Source organism: Fimbriimonas ginsengisoli Gsoil 348, from assembly GCF_000724625.1.
Lineage (GTDB): Bacteria > Armatimonadota > Fimbriimonadia > Fimbriimonadales > Fimbriimonadaceae > Fimbriimonas > Fimbriimonas ginsengisoli.
In genome coordinates, this window is the sequence record NZ_CP007139.1 from 731,650 (window position 1) to 745,395 (window position 13,746).

The 13,746-nt window shown below is 60.1% G+C and carries 13 protein-coding genes; 2 read left to right on the forward strand and 11 right to left on the reverse strand.

All coding sequences use genetic code 11. The annotated features are described in order from the left end of the window. Nucleotides 1-3: 3 nt before the first annotated feature. The 8 genes from OP10G_RS03425 to OP10G_RS03460 form a co-directional block, all read right to left on the reverse strand. Nucleotides 4-1,482, reverse strand: a complete 1,479-nt coding sequence (locus OP10G_RS03425) for an NADH-quinone oxidoreductase subunit N (RefSeq protein WP_144240971.1) — start codon at nt 1,480-1,482, stop codon at nt 4-6. Further along, nucleotides 1,479-2,141, reverse strand: coding sequence for a uroporphyrinogen decarboxylase family protein (locus OP10G_RS03430; RefSeq protein ID WP_025227278.1), 663 nt, complete (start codon nt 2,139-2,141; stop codon nt 1,479-1,481). The genes OP10G_RS03425 and OP10G_RS03430 overlap by 4 nt, the downstream gene beginning before the upstream one ends. After that, on the reverse strand, nt 2,138-3,736 hold the full coding sequence (locus tag OP10G_RS03435; protein WP_025227277.1) for a complex I subunit 4 family protein: 1,599 nt from the start codon (nt 3,734-3,736) through the stop codon (nt 2,138-2,140). Before OP10G_RS03435 ends, OP10G_RS03430 begins: the two co-directional genes overlap by 4 nt. Then, nucleotides 3,737-5,956: an NADH-quinone oxidoreductase subunit L gene (gene nuoL, locus OP10G_RS03440; RefSeq protein WP_052547509.1), complete on the reverse strand. Its 2,220-nt coding sequence runs from the start codon at nt 5,954-5,956 to the stop codon at nt 3,737-3,739. An 8-nt stretch (nt 5,957-5,964) separates the two neighbouring features. After that, nucleotides 5,965-6,315: an NADH-quinone oxidoreductase subunit NuoK gene (gene nuoK / locus OP10G_RS03445; protein WP_025227275.1), complete on the reverse strand. Its 351-nt coding sequence runs from the start codon at nt 6,313-6,315 to the stop codon at nt 5,965-5,967. Next, nucleotides 6,312-6,836 carry an NADH-quinone oxidoreductase subunit J family protein gene (locus OP10G_RS03450; protein ID WP_052547510.1) on the reverse strand — a complete coding sequence of 175 codons (525 nt, stop codon included), beginning with the start codon at nt 6,834-6,836 and terminating at the stop codon, nt 6,312-6,314. Before OP10G_RS03450 ends, nuoK begins: the two co-directional genes overlap by 4 nt. 106 nt (nt 6,837-6,942) lie before the next feature. Beyond that, on the reverse strand, nt 6,943-8,265 hold the full coding sequence (locus OP10G_RS03455) for a complex I subunit 1/NuoH family protein (protein WP_227625050.1): 1,323 nt from the start codon (nt 8,263-8,265) through the stop codon (nt 6,943-6,945). A 159-nt stretch (nt 8,266-8,424) separates the two neighbouring features. Further along, nucleotides 8,425-9,195 carry a phytanoyl-CoA dioxygenase family protein gene (locus OP10G_RS03460; RefSeq protein WP_052547512.1) on the reverse strand — a complete coding sequence of 257 codons (771 nt, stop codon included), beginning with the start codon at nt 9,193-9,195 and terminating at the stop codon, nt 8,425-8,427. Nucleotides 9,196-9,276: 81 nt separating this feature from the next. Here OP10G_RS03460 and OP10G_RS03465 point away from each other — a divergent pair, with 81 nt between their 5' ends. Both OP10G_RS03465 and OP10G_RS03470 read left to right on the forward strand, forming a co-directional pair. Further along, entirely contained in the window at nt 9,277-10,056 is a 780-nt protein-coding gene (locus tag OP10G_RS03465) for a helix-turn-helix domain-containing protein (RefSeq protein ID WP_025227271.1), read from the forward strand. Nucleotides 10,057-10,235: 179 nt separating this feature from the next. After that, nucleotides 10,236-10,523, forward strand: a complete 288-nt coding sequence (locus tag OP10G_RS03470) for a hypothetical protein (protein WP_144240972.1) — start codon at nt 10,236-10,238, stop codon at nt 10,521-10,523. A gap of 68 nt (nt 10,524-10,591) precedes the next feature. On the opposite strand, the gene OP10G_RS03475 is transcribed toward OP10G_RS03470, so the two are convergent. From OP10G_RS03475 to OP10G_RS03485, 3 genes are read right to left on the reverse strand one after another with little or no spacing between them, the layout of a single operon-like run. Further along, nucleotides 10,592-11,455 (reverse strand): carbohydrate ABC transporter permease, encoded by an 864-nt coding sequence (locus tag OP10G_RS03475; protein WP_025227269.1) that lies wholly within the window; start codon nt 11,453-11,455, stop codon nt 10,592-10,594. A gap of 4 nt (nt 11,456-11,459) precedes the next feature. Further along, on the reverse strand, nt 11,460-12,344 hold the full coding sequence (locus tag OP10G_RS03480; RefSeq protein ID WP_025227268.1) for a carbohydrate ABC transporter permease: 885 nt from the start codon (nt 12,342-12,344) through the stop codon (nt 11,460-11,462). Beyond that, nucleotides 12,341-13,669: an ABC transporter substrate-binding protein gene (locus tag OP10G_RS03485; protein ID WP_025227267.1), complete on the reverse strand. Its 1,329-nt coding sequence runs from the start codon at nt 13,667-13,669 to the stop codon at nt 12,341-12,343. Before OP10G_RS03485 ends, OP10G_RS03480 begins: the two co-directional genes overlap by 4 nt. Nucleotides 13,670-13,746: the final 77 nt, after the last annotated feature.

Below are 13,746 nucleotides of genomic sequence, written 5' to 3' on the forward strand. Positions count from 1 at the left end.
GGATTACTTCCCGTTAAACAAGTTGACGACCTGCGGCGCCAGGGCGCCGAGGACTCCGATTAGACCGAGCGCGCACGCACCGAGAACGCCGAGGTTCGTTCGAGCGGGGCGCGGCTCGGGCGTTGATTCGCTGACGGAATCGCCGCCCGTGTAGACCGCCATCGCGATCGACAGATAGTAATAGACCGAGATGATCGAATTCACCGCCAGAACCACCGCGAGCCAGGTGAGACCGGCCGAGCTGATGTCCCGAATGATTTGGAACTTGCCCCAGAAACCGGCGGTCGGCGGCAGACCGACCAGCGAGGCGATAAAGATCACTAACGTCGCCGCCGCGAACGGAGCTCGTTTGGCAAGCCCATTCAGTTCGGTAAGGAGCGTTCCCTCCTTACCGTCCTTCGCAGCCATCGAGAGCACGGCAAAGGCGCCTGCCGTCATTGCGGTGTAGCCAAAGAGGTAGTACGCGATGGTCCCGTAGCCGACGGTGGTTGGGCTTTGCAGGTGGGCGATCACCGCCACCAATACATATCCCGCCTGCGCGATCGAGCTGTAGCCGAGAATCCGCTTCGCATCCTTCTGCGTCAGCGCCACCAGGTTGCCGACCGTCATTGTCAAAACCGCGAGTACGCAGAGCGCGGGAATCCAAATTCCCACCATCTCGCGGACGACAACCGCGTCGAGAACCCTGACGAGGGCGGCAAACGCGCCGACCTTGGAGACGGTCGCCATAAACGACGTCACATTGGTTGGCGCCCCTTGATAGACGTCGGGGGTCCATTGGTGGAACGGCACGAGGCTCGCTTTGAAGCCGAGCCCGATGACGATCATCCCAACTCCGAAAACGATCAGCGGGCGGGCGGCGGGGCCACCCGAGATCCAGGCTCGGGCGACCTCTTCCAGGTGCAAGGTACCGGTCGCCCCGTAAAGGAACGAGATGCCGTAAAGCAAGAATCCGCTTGCAAAAGCGCCGAGAAGAAAATATTTCAGCGCCGATTCGCTCGACTTCTCTTCGGTTCGGCTCATGCCCGCCATTACGTAGAGAGCGACGGAAAGAATCTCGAGGCCAACGAAGATCACCAACAGGTTCTTCGTCGAAGCCATGATCATGGCGCCGGTCGACGACCAGAGCATCAGCGGATAGAACTCGCCAAACGGGATCCTCTTATTGCGTAGATATCCTTCGCTGAATACGATGCTCAGCAGCGTTCCCAACACGATGACGATCTGCATGATCGACCCGAACCGGTCGACCAGATACGTGTCGCTAAAGGTCGAGAACTCCAGATCCCCCAGGTTCCGGAAGGCGAGGAAGCCGGCGACGGCGAGACCGAGCAACGAGATTGCCACGATCGCGTCGTTGTTGTGCTTCGGCCGGGCCATCTCGACGATCAGCGCGAGAATGCCGGTGAGCATCACGATGACGACCGGCAGGATCGCGAAGAGGTCCGCCTCCGGGACGGGGAACATGAAGGGTGGGTTCACGTACGGGGCTTCTCCAAAACTTTAGTGGCGCTAGATAGCGGGTGGACGATCCGAAGGTCGGCCGATTCGTCGAACGTCGCGACCGCTCCGTCCCGCATCGCCCGGCCTTGCTCGGTACCGATACCGGACGTTCGGTCGTCCCATCCGAAGAAATGCGCGGGCAGATCGCTGACGAAATCGAGATATAGATCCGCGTCTCCGACGACGAAGAGCAAATTGAGGGTCGCGCCTTTCACCGATTCGAGCAGCTCGCGATCCCGCTCCAGATAGTGGCCGCCGTACTGCATCGGGGTGCAGTGAACGGAAGTGGCGCCGTGAAGGCGGTAGAGAACGCCGTCGGCCCCCGCATCCAGGCAACGGCTCATCATGGTCCGGATCGCCTCGGCAAATTCGTCCAGGATACGAGCCCCTTCCTTCGGGTCCTTCGCTAATTCGGCGTTTAAGTCGATCCCCCGCGCCCATGCTCGTCCGAATGGATTCGGAACTTCGATCAGCTTCGGCCGCTCGTCTTTGGCCGAGTGGGCGGCGACGAATTCCGGATCGGGAGCGAGGACGACGACGTCGGACCGGCTATCCGTCATCCCAGGCCAATAAATCAGCGGTTGGCGATCCGGCTCGCCTCGGCGAGCCGCCGCGAAGAGGCGCTCGCGAGTGTTCATCCCCGATCCTCCCTCGCCGGCTTCATCGCGACGCCGGTTCCGGTGGTGGCGCTCTCCCAAGTGGGGCGATGGCCTTCCGGAAGAACTACCATGTCGCGCGTCGTGCGGACGCTTTGCTCCATCTGGTTCGTAAAGAGCCGAGAGTAGAGGCCGCCTACGATAATGAGGACGGCCAGCGAACCGCTTAGCGCGATCTCCCAGGGCTTGATGTCGCGAAGACGGCGATTGGTCGGGTTAGCGTTCTCTCCGTAGAAGATCTGCTGGAACATGTACAGCATGTAGACGGCGACGATCACCATGCTGGCCCCGGCGGCAATCGCATACCCCAGGCTGATTCCGTAGAGTCCGGCGAATCCGGTGGTGTAGATCCCGAACAGCGCGAGGATCTCTCCAACGAACCCGTTGGTTCCCGGAAGGCCCAAGGACGCGAGGGTCGCGATGAGGAAGATCGCCGCGAAGATCGGCATTTGACCTTTCAGCCCACCGAAGTCGCGCAGCATCGTAGTTCCCCGTCGCTGATAGAGGAAGCCCAGGAGTAAGAAGAGCAGCCCGGAGACGATTCCGTGATTAAGCTGCTGATAGCTTCCGCCGATCATTCCCACTTCGTTCAGGGAGAAGATGCCGAGCATCACCATCCCCATATGGGAAATGGAAGAGTAGGCGAGCAGCCGCCGGGCATCGGTTTGCACCGCGGCGACGATCGCCGCGTAAAGCACGCCGATAACCGCCAACGCCGCCAGAATCGAAACCGAGTTCTTCGCCGCGTCCGGGAAGAGGGGGAGGCAGAAGCGGAGGAAACCATACGACCCGAGTTTCACCATCGCGCCGGAAAGAATCGGACCCGCAGTCGGCGACTCGCCGTACGTGTCCGGAACCCAGGTGTGGAACGGGAAGATCGGACTTTTCACCAGGAAAGCCGCCGCGAAGGACCAGAACAGGAACGCCTCCGCTTGCAAAGCGTTCCGCCAGAGACCGCCGTTCGCCACGCTCGACTGAATCTGAACGATGTCGAACGTGAGCGCGTGGCCGGTCGATTTGCAGTGCAACGCCAACCCGATCATTCCCACAAGGAAGAAGATCGATCCCGCGAAGGTGTAGATCAAAAACTTGTTTGCCGCGTATGCCCGTCGCTCACCGCCCCAGACGAGGATCATCAACCACATCGGGATCAGGGTCGCCTCGAAGAAGGTGAAGAAGAACACCAGGTCAAGCGAGCAAAACGCTCCGATCATCGCGCCTTCGAGTAGCAGGATCAACGCCATGAACGAGCGCGGGCGCTTATCGACATACCAGCTAAACGCCACCGCCACCAGCGAAAGCAACGCGGTGAGCAGGATCAGCCACATCGAGATCCCGTCTACGCCGAGGTGATACGACACCCCGAGGTCCGGGAACCACGCGTGCTGCTCCTCAAACTGAAAGCCGGACGACGCGGATTGGAACGTCGGCAGCAAGCCGATGATTCCGAACACGAGAGTCAGAATCGTGAGCGCGAGCGCCAGTAGCTTGGCAAGCTTTGCGTTCTCTTTCGGCAAGAACGCCAGTAGCAAAGCGCCTAGGAGCGGGAGGAAAGTGAGAATGCTGAGGATCGGCATTTAGTGGTTGCCTCCCGTTCGATTGAGCATCACCAAGAGATAGCCCAGGAAGCCAACCCCGCCGAGAAGCATCACCAGGGCATACAAGCGGACGTAACCGGATTGAGCCACTTTTAGGAGCGAGCCGATACCGGCCGCCAACCGGCCAAGGCCGTTGACAATTCCGTCGACCAAGCCGACGTCGATGTACCGCCAGATACCCCGCGCAAGGTCTCCGCCCCCTTCGACGCTCGTAACCGTGAGCGCCTCATCGAAGCCGAACTGGCGCGCGGCGTCGCGTCGCCATCCTGCCCACCGGCCTTCGTCCCATCCCTGATCCTTCGGCAGGCCTCGAATGTAGAACGCCGCTCCCAAAAGGATGCCGAGGGCGGCCGCCACCGCGGAGTAGACGGCGAGGTTCGGAACTTCTGACGGGACGTCTTTCAAGACCGGAAGGCCAATTGGATATAGCCAGTGCTTGAAGGCGTCGCCCCTCGCGAGCAGGAAGCCCCCACCAACCGACAGCGCGGCGAGAACCACAAGCGGAACCCACATGCTAGGCGGCACTTCGCGCGGCGTATGGTTCTCGTCCAATTCGTGGTGCTCTTCGTGCGATTCCGCGTGCGGGTCGGATGCGTAGTAGAAGCCGTGGGGGTCCTCTGTGAGCTCCTGGGGAACCGATTCGATTTCCGCCTCGGCCGGAGCCTCGACGTGGACCTCGGTCGTGTAATCGAGCGAGGTCTCCTCGTGGACCGCGTGCGCCTCATCGGAATGGACAGGGGCGTGGGCCGGTATGAGCCGCCATCGCTCCTGAGTCCCGAAGAAGGTTAGGAACGTAAGCCGCGACATGTAAACCGACGTCAGCAGCGCGACGAAAAGCCCGGTCCAACCCGCGATCTGCCCGAGGTTAACCCCGTTGATGACCGCGTGATTGCCGGCGATCGCCGAGCCGAGAATCGCCTCCTTACTGTAGGCGCCGGCAAATCCGAGAACTCCGCCGGGAAGCGGGATCGCGATCGCCGCGATCGCAAGCCACCCGATCACCATCGTCCAGGTCGTAATCGGCAGATACTTACGGAGGTTGCCGTAGTTCCGCATGTCCTGGTTGTGGGCCATCGCATGGATCACCGCGCCCGCGCCAAGGAACAGTAGCGCCTTGAAGAAGGCGTGGGTCGTTACGTGGAACATCCCCGCCCAGAACGCGCCCGCCCCGCAGGCGATGAACATAAATCCAAGCTGGGACACCGTCGAAAAGGCGAGCACCTTCTTGATATCCGTCTGCCCGAACGCAATGACCGCCGCGAAGAGGGCGGTGAATGCGCCGACGATCGCGATAATCGCGCTCGCCACCGGCGACATTTCGAAGACGATATGCATCCGGTTCAGCAACACCACGCCCGATGTCACCATCGTGGCGGCATGGATGAGCGCGGAAACCGGAGTGGGGCCGGCCATCGCGTCCGGGAGCCAAAGATAAAGCGGAAACTGCGCCGACTTGCCCGCCGCGCCGATGAAGAGCAGAATGGCGAGCATCGTCGCCGCCGCCGGGTTCTGAGCGAGGATGCGCCCGAGCTCGGGCAGCATCACGTCGTAGCTCAGAAAGCGCGCCCCCTCCGCCTTGACGTTGCTCGTCGTCAACAGGGCGAAGATCATGAAGAGGCCAAGGCCAAGTCCCCAGTCGCCGATTCGATTGACGATAAACGCCTTGTTCGCCGCCCGCGCGTTCGCCAGATCCTTGTACCAAAAGCCGATCAGCAGGTACGAGCAAAGCCCAACCCCTTCCCAGCCCATGAACAGGAGAAGCAAGTTGTTCCCGAGCACCAGGATCAGCATCGAGGCGATGAAGAGATTCAGGTAGGTAAAGAACCTCGCGTAATCGCGCTCTTCCGCCATATAGCCGGTGGCGTAAAGGTGGATCAGGCCGCCGATTCCGGTGATGATGAGCACCATCGTCATCGACAGCGGGTCGATCAGAAATTCAAACGGCACCTTCAACGACTCGATGTCGATCCAAGGAATCCCGGTGACGATCACCGCCCGTTGCGCTTCCGCCAGGCCGGACAGATCCAGAGTGACCATCACCGCGGCGGCAAACGCCAGCAGAATCGGGATCACTGCCAGCGCGCCGACGACTCGCTTGCCCATCGACTTCGCGAGCCGCTTGCCGAGGAAAGCCTGGACAAGGAAGCCGACCACGGGCAGAAGGAGAACCGCCCAAATCAGACTAAAATTGCCGTTCATCCTTCTTGTTAGCCTCTAAGCAAATTCAGCTCGTCGATGTCGACGTTTTCCCGCAGCCGGAAGATCGACATGATAATCCCCAGTCCCACCGCCACCTCGGCCGCCGCGACCGCCATCACGAAGACGACCATCATCTGGCCGGCCACTACGCTTCGCTGAGCCGCCAGGCTGTCGGCCGCGCCGACGTTCGAAATCTGGTACTTGGCGAAAGCGAGGAACGTAAGGTTGACCGCGTTCAGCATCAGCTCGATGCACATAAAAATCACGATCGGGTTCCGGCGAATGATGACGCCGACGACCCCGGTCGCAAACATGAACAGGCCGAGCGCCAGATAAGCCGCAAGTGGAACTCCGTTCATACGCGCCTCTTTGCCAGCAGGATCGAGCCGACGATGCCGACGAGCAACAGGATGCTCACCGCTTCGAACGGGAAAATGTAGTCCGTAAATAGCGCCCGGCCGATTACCGGCGGCGCTCCAAATCCTTCCATCGCATGCGGCTGCGTGGCGCCGATGAAGTGCGGCAGAACCTGCGAACCAACCACCGCGAAGAGCCCAAGCCCCAAGATTGCGCCCGCCGCCTTCTTCCAGTCCGCTTTTTCCTTGAGCACGACCGGCGCACCTAGGTTGAGCAGCATGATCACGAAGAGGAACAGCACCATGATCGCGCCGGTGTAAACCACGATCTGGGTCACGCCGAGCGTTTCCGCGTTCAGCGAGAAGTACACGAACGCCAGCAGGAAGAAATTCACCACCAGGCAAAGCGCGGACCGGATCGGATTGTTAAACGCCACGACCCCAATCGCGCAAAGCACGATGGCGCCCGCCAGCGCTCCGAACAGCAACAAGTTCGGGGTGATCTCGACCCCACCCAGGTTCATATCTTTCGCATACCCCCAAAATCATTGCTCGATGAGGAGAATCTTGTGGGCCGGCCTACGTGGCCTCCAGCAATCAAGCAATCAAGCAATCCAGCAATCAAGCAATTCATAGGGTTGCCGGCACCGTTTCCTCCACCGGCAAAACCGGTTTCTGCGCGGGTAGATCGTTCATCACGACGGTTCGCCGCTCGTCCGACTTCTTCTCTTCCGGCTCGTTCAACTTATGGATCGACTTGTAGAGCGCGATAAGGATCGCCGCGGCCAAGACCACGGTGCCGAGCGCCCAGACCGGACCGTAGAGGCGGTCGATCAGAATCCACATCGCCACCACGATTAGGTTTGCCACCGCAAGCGGCAGCAGCGACTTCCACCCCAGCGACATAAGCTGGTCGTAGCGGAGTCGAGGCAGGGTGGCGCGGATCCAGATGTAGCCGGTGATCGCCACCGCGACCTTCAGCCAGAACCAAACGATGCCGAGCCAGCTGTTTCCGTTCAGATAGTCGAGCGTGTTCCAGAGGCCGCTCGTGGACGGGTAGTGCTCGGCGAGCCAAGCGAACGGGAACGGCGCGAGGTGGTATCCGCCCAGGAACACCGTGGCGAAAATGCCGCCATAGACCAGCATTCCCACGTACTCGCCCATCATGAAGAGTACCCACTTTTTGGTGGAGTACTCCGTGTTGTAGCCGGCCACGAGCTCGCTCTCCGCTTCGGGCAAGTCGAACGGGGCCCGATTCGTCTCTGCGATCATGCAGATGAGGAAGATGATTCCCGCCACGAATCCGTACGGCGTGAAGATGTTCCAGTTGGCCAGGGCCGGGAAGAAGCCCCAAAGCGGCCCTTCTTGAGCCGCCACGATGCCGGTGGGCCGGAGCGTGCCCGCCGCCATCACCACCGCCGCCAACGCCATTCCCATGCCCAGTTCGTAGCTGATGAGCTGGGCCGAGCTGCGGAGGCCGCCGAGCAGCGAATACTTGTTGTTCGAGCTGTAACCCGCGAGCACCACTCCGTACACTCCAAGCGAGCTGACGGCGAGGATGTAGAGGATGCCGATGTCGATGTCGGAGATCGGCGTCAGAACGTGGAACGGCCCCCAAGGAATCGTGCCGCCCAGCATGAACGCAGGAAACAGGAACACGGCTGGAGCGGCGAAGTACAGCAGCCGGTCCACCATTCCGGGGGCGAAATCTTCCTTGAAGAACGACTTCACGCCGTCGGCGAGGATCTGCGGAAGGCCCCAAAGGGAGATCTTATGTCCGCGCAGAAAACCTGGAACGAGATGGCTGGTGCGGGAAAAGGTGATCGTGCCGGTCCGATTCGGGCCAAAGCGATCCTGAAACCAAGCGAGCAGCCTTCGCTCGTACCAGATGACCACCGGAAGGGCCATGAAGAGCGGGGCAAAAAACAGGACGATCCGGATGATCGCCTGCAATATCGGATGTAAATGGGAAACCCACTCCAGCATGCTGCAGGTCCGTTGTACCCGACCCGGCCCTCTGAAAAAGCGGCTCCGACGGACCGCCGGTCCCCAGACCGGTAAAAGGCGAACGTACGTTCGCCAGGGACCGGTATGGAGACTGGCGGTCCAACTCTAAACCGCCACGGCTTCGAAAAGCGGCTCGAAACGGGCGCCGGATTTGGAGACGGTATTTGCGTCCATGTAACAAACGCTAAAGCCGCGCCGCGACACGTCGGTCCGATTGACATCGGAGCTGTGGAGCAGCCAGTTGTGCAGCAAGACCACTTCGCCCGGCTTCAACTCTAGGTACACGACCTTGTCGGGGGTGCAGATTTCGGCGGCTTGCTCTTGACTCAAGAAGCCGGAATTATGCTCCGGGTTGATCAGCCCACCACGATGGCTGCCCGGGATCGCCTCCACGCAGCCGTTCGCCTTGGTCGCGGGGTCGAGGGCGGTCCAGAGGGTGATCGTGGGCTGGCGGTCGAGATCGGTCCAGGCGTCCTGATGCCACGGCAGCTTCGTGCCCTGATGCGAAGGCTTGTTCATAAACATCGCCCGGAAGCAGGCGATGGGCGTTTCGGGGCCGTATGCTCGGGCGCAGATGTCGCGGAAGACCGGCTTGCGAAGATAGGCGCTAAAGAGGTCGTCATGCTCCAGGTTTTGGATCTTTCGGTAGGCGAGGGTCGCTCCTTTAAAGCCGTTGCTCTGTTCCGGTGCGTCTTTATACTCGCCGGTGGTGCTGTCGAGCTGCATCAAAAGACGGCCGTAGTCCAGAGAGGCTTCCCCGAGCATGATCTCGTCGATTCGTTTTTGAAGTCCCGCTAACTCCTCGTCGGAGAGAAGTTTCCCCAAGTTCAGATAGCCATCCCGTTCGAACTGTTGCCATTGAGCGTCGCTGATCATCGTCGTTCTCCTTTCGTGGTTACAGCCTACGCTCACGCAGGCGCCCCGACAATGCACTCGGTGAGCGTAAACTTACACTTAATGCTCAGTTCAGGCGGTCTCGATCTGGCGTTTCTGGCCGCTTCGCGCGTCCCGGAATGCTGGCAAGTGGTGGACAAACATCTGGTCGGATACTCGACGATCCAGTACATGGAACGAGGCGCGGTCGAGATCGCTTACGACGATCGGCGCTATCGGTGCGAGGGTCCGACGTTCTGGCCCGCTCATCCAGGCCCGAGGGTCTACTTCACCTCCGCCAACAGCCGGCAGACTTGGTTCCACCGGCATGTCGCCTTCCAAGGGCCGCTCGTCGGACGGTGGGTGGCGGAAGGGCTCTGGCCGACGGCGCCCCAGGCCGTCGACGATGAGGAGTTCCCCACCAAAATGGATCGCCTGATCGAGTTCGCCAAGCGTGACGACATTTGGTCGTGGCGGCGCGGGATCAATCTCTTAGAGGGAATGTTGCTGCAGCTCGCCGAGGCCCGGGCCGGTTCCGCTCGGAGGGAGGAGTGGCTAACCGACGTCCTCCGAAGGCTCGATTCCGTGCCGCCGTTTGAGCACGATTTTTCTGCCCTGGCCACCGATCTTGCGATGGCGCCATCCACACTACGCCGCCGTTTTCGAGCCGCGATGGGACACTCGCTGCGCGACCACCTGATCACCACGCGAACCGTCAGGGCAAAGGAGATGCTTATCGACACCGATTTGACTCTGGAAGCGATCTCGGAGCGGCTGGGCTATGGCAGCGCCGCGTTTTTCTCCCGGCAGTTCAAGCAAAGCGTCGGCGTCTCTCCTTCGCTCTTTCGAAGAAGCCGCGTTTAACCCTAATTCTTAACGAAACATCGGCAACGAGTCCCCTGAAGATCGGGATGAAAAATACCGATACCGAGACTATGTGGAGAGCCCGAAACCAACCCCCGATAAGCAAGATCTCGGTTAGGCGCGCTCCAATTCCAGTCACCGCCGCAGAGCCGACGACGTCGCTCGGTAGGCCGTACGTCATGCTGCGCGTCGGCTGGCAACCCGGCCGCGGCTTCATCCTCTCGTTGACCGATTCGACGATCAACGAGGTCTCGACGCCGCCCATCCCCGCTGAAACCCTTTCTCGGGCGCTCGAGGGGCGCTGCGTGGCGCTCAGGCATGCCGGCCATTCGGTTGAAATCGCCCCGATTGATGGCTGCATCCGAGTAAAGACCGGCCCCTCCGGCGGCACGCAGATCGAAGGCACCTTCCGCCCGGAAGACCTCGAAAAAGCGATGCGAGTCGCCGTCGAGCGCCCGTCGCACTAAGCGGCAACGCCGGAACCTCGTTTCACTCGCCAGTCCACTCCTGAAAGCTGGCGGGCGAGGGCTCCGGATTAACCTTTCAATCCCGTTACCGCGATGCCTTGAATGAAGAGGCGTTGGGTAAAGAAGAAGAGGATGATGATCGGCAGAATGACGATCGTCGACGCCGCCATCAGCAGGTTCCACTGGGTTCCTCCGTTCTGGCTTTGGTACGACTGCAGGCCGAGGGAGAGGGTGAACATCTTCTGGTCGAGAAGGTAGATCAGCGGCCCGATGAAGTCGTTCCAGGCCCCCATAAACGCAAACAATGCCACCACGGCCAGGGCCGGCTTGCTCAGCGGAATGATCACATCGCGGAAGATCCGCCATTCGCTGGCGCCGTCGATCTTGGCGGCTTCGCTGAGTTCGAATGGGATCGTCCGGAAGAACTGCCGAAGCAGGAAGATGCTGAACGCGCTGCCAAACCAAGCCGGTACCCACAGCGGACGGAAGGTTCCGATCCAGTCCAGCGATCGGAAGATGCCGAACGTCGGAACCATCAGGACCGGGAACGGGACCATCATCGTCGCGAGCGTTACCGCGAACAACGCGTCGCGGCCCGGCCATTTCAGCCGCGCGAACGAATAGGCGACGACCGAGTTGGAGGCCACCGTTCCGCAAACGACCAGCACGCATACGAGAAGCGTGTTGCGCGCGTAGATTTCGAACGGGACGTAGCCCACGCTTTCGCTTCCGTAGTTGATCGCGTCCCAGAAGTTGTGCCACTGGAACTGGGCCGGAATCCACTGAGGCGGATCCTTCATCGTCTCCGGGAGCGTCTTTAGCGCGGTCGATAAGAGCCACACGAAGGGGAACGCAAACGAGATGCCGAAGACGATCAGCGCGAGCTGAACGAAGAACTTCTGAACGAGGGAGACGTTTCGCTGACTCTGCATCGGATTAGCTCCCCTGGTAATGAACGTGCCGGTCGCTGAGCTTTAGCGAGACGAAGGTCAGGATAAGGATGATGATAAACATGATCCAGCCCATGGCGCTGGCGTAACCCATCTTGTGGTATTTGAAGGCGCTGTCGTAAAGGTAAGCGGTGTAGAAATAGCTAGACCGGGCCGGATTACCGTTCGTAAACATGATGTAGGGCACGGTGAAGATCTGCAGGCTGCCAATCAATCCCATGATGCCGTTGAACAGAATTACCGGCGAAATCATCGGCAACGTAACATTCTTTGTTCGCTGCCAGCCGTTGGCCCCGTCGAGATCGGCGGCTTCCAACAGAGCCTGAGGGACGTCCTGAAGGCTCGCCAGGTAGATAAGGATAGAGTTGCCGACGCCCCAGAGACTCATGAGGACCATCGACGGCTTAGTCCAAGCCGGTTGCGTCAGCCAGTTCGGTCCGGGAATGTGGAATTTAGCGAGCACCACGTTGAGCACTCCATGCTCTCCGTTCAATACCCATAGCCACAGCACCGCGAGCGACACCTGAGGCACAAGCGCCGGGATAAAAAAGAGGGTGCGATAAATCGCCATCCCTTTCACCTTGGCGTTCAGCAGCATGGCGAGAATCAGGGCAGTCGCCATCCCAGTCGGAATCGCCATCACCGCGTAAATAAAGGTGTTGACGAGCGCCTTCCAAAAGAGCTCGTCGCCGGCAAGCTCGCGATAGTTCTCGAACCCGATCGGGACCGGTGGCTTCAAGACCGAATAGTCGCAGAAGCTGTAGTACATCGAGGCGATCAGAGGATAGGCGAGGAAGACGGAAAAGCCGACCAACCACGGGGAGGCGAACAGAAATCCCGCCCATGCTTGCTTCTTGGTGAGAGATGTCATTCCTCACCTCGCACTTTCAACCGCGTCAGATATTGGTCAAGCTTCGGCTGCATCCGCGCTTGAATGTCATCCAGCGCCTGCTTCGGCGTTTTCTGCATGAGCATGATCGAATCGAACGCGCTGTCGATCTCCGATTGGTACTCCGGCCAGATCCCGAGCTTGGGGGCGACGGCCAGCGTCTTGCTGTAAGGCAAGGTCGCGAACAATTGGATAAACGGGTTCGGATGCTTCTCGAAGAAGCCAGGGCTCACCGCTCTGAGCGGAGTCGCCTTCTTCTGTCCCAAGCAAAGCTTCTCCATTCCCTTTTGCGACTGCACGTATTTGATGAATTCGAACGCCTCTTTCGGATGCTTAGCTCCCCGCGGAATACAAAGAACGTCGAGATCGACGAGGGTCCCGTTGGCCAGATCGGGCCGATCGCTCGGATGGGGCATCGGGCTTGCCTTCCATTGCAGGTTGGGCGAAAACTTCTTGATGAAGTTGTACATCCAGACCCCCTGGGGAACCATTGCCAGGTGCTCGGCCAAGAATCCGTTCTGGGGGGAGGAGAAGTTGCCAAAGCCGCTTCGGAAAGACTGGAGCTGCCCCGGCCCGTATTTCTTGGCGAACTGCTGAACCCACTCGTAGGCCCGAACGTTTTCCGGACAGTTTGCCGTGATCTTGGTTCCGCCATCCCACCACCGGCCGCCGAAGAACGGACCCCACATCCAGTTCCACCACCCGGGCTCGGCAGGTAGGAACCCGGCCAGGGTCACCTTTCCACTTGGATCGACCTTGGTGAGCTTTTCGGAAACGGCGAAAAGTTCGTCGAAGGTTTGGGGCGGCTTGTCGGGGTCTAGACCGGCCTCCTTAAACATCTTCGTGTTGTAATGAAGGGCGATCGATCCGGGGGTAGCGGGAAGACCGTAAATGTGCCCTCGGGCAACGCCGATATCCCAAAAAACCGGAATGTATTGCTCAGCCTTGATCCCGGCTTCGCGGCACATGTCGTCCAGAGGAAGCACGGCGTGGTCGTCCGCGTACTGAGTGACATTGGGACCGTACAGCCCGGCGAGGTCCGGCGGCACGTTGCCCGAAATCGCCATTAGCGTCTTGTCCTGGATGCTGCTGACGGAGAGGATGTCGACCTGGATCTTGTCTTGCGAACGGTTGAAATCGTCGACGACGTCTTTCATCGCCTGAAACTCGAAGTCGGTCCACTTCTCCCAATAAGCGACGTGTACCTTGCCGGGAAGATCGGGCTTCTTGGTCAGCGCCTCGCTCACGCCAAAGGCGAGCAAAACGACGCCTGCCAACGCCGGCAAAGTGAAGGCTCCGCGATCCACGACGCACGTTATAGCAGAGTCCATCCCGTTTGGGGTGAGAAACGTTTCGTAGAATCCAGAAGGAGCGCCAGCTTTAG

Coding starts and splice junctions, on each gene's coding strand:
- OP10G_RS03430 (WP_025227278.1), bottom strand. CDS start 2,141: ATGAACACTCGCGAGCGCCTCTTCGCGGCGGCTCGCCGAGGCGAGCCG.
- OP10G_RS03475 (WP_025227269.1), bottom strand. CDS start 11,455: ATGCAGAGTCAGCGAAACGTCTCCCTCGTTCAGAAGTTCTTCGTTCAG.
- OP10G_RS03435 (WP_025227277.1), bottom strand. CDS start 3,736: ATGCCGATCCTCAGCATTCTCACTTTCCTCCCGCTCCTAGGCGCTTTG.
- nuoK (WP_025227275.1), bottom strand. CDS start 6,315: ATGAACGGAGTTCCACTTGCGGCTTATCTGGCGCTCGGCCTGTTCATG.
- OP10G_RS03480 (WP_025227268.1), bottom strand. CDS start 12,344: ATGACATCTCTCACCAAGAAGCAAGCATGGGCGGGATTTCTGTTCGCC.
- OP10G_RS03450 (WP_052547510.1), bottom strand. CDS start 6,836: ATGAACCTGGGTGGGGTCGAGATCACCCCGAACTTGTTGCTGTTCGGA.
- OP10G_RS03470 (WP_144240972.1), top strand. CDS start 10,236: ATGCTGCGCGTCGGCTGGCAACCCGGCCGCGGCTTCATCCTCTCGTTG.
- nuoL (WP_052547509.1), bottom strand. CDS start 5,956: ATGAACGGCAATTTTAGTCTGATTTGGGCGGTTCTCCTTCTGCCCGTG.
- OP10G_RS03465 (WP_025227271.1), top strand. CDS start 9,277: ATGCTCAGTTCAGGCGGTCTCGATCTGGCGTTTCTGGCCGCTTCGCGC.
- OP10G_RS03460 (WP_052547512.1), bottom strand. CDS start 9,195: ATGATCAGCGACGCTCAATGGCAACAGTTCGAACGGGATGGCTATCTG.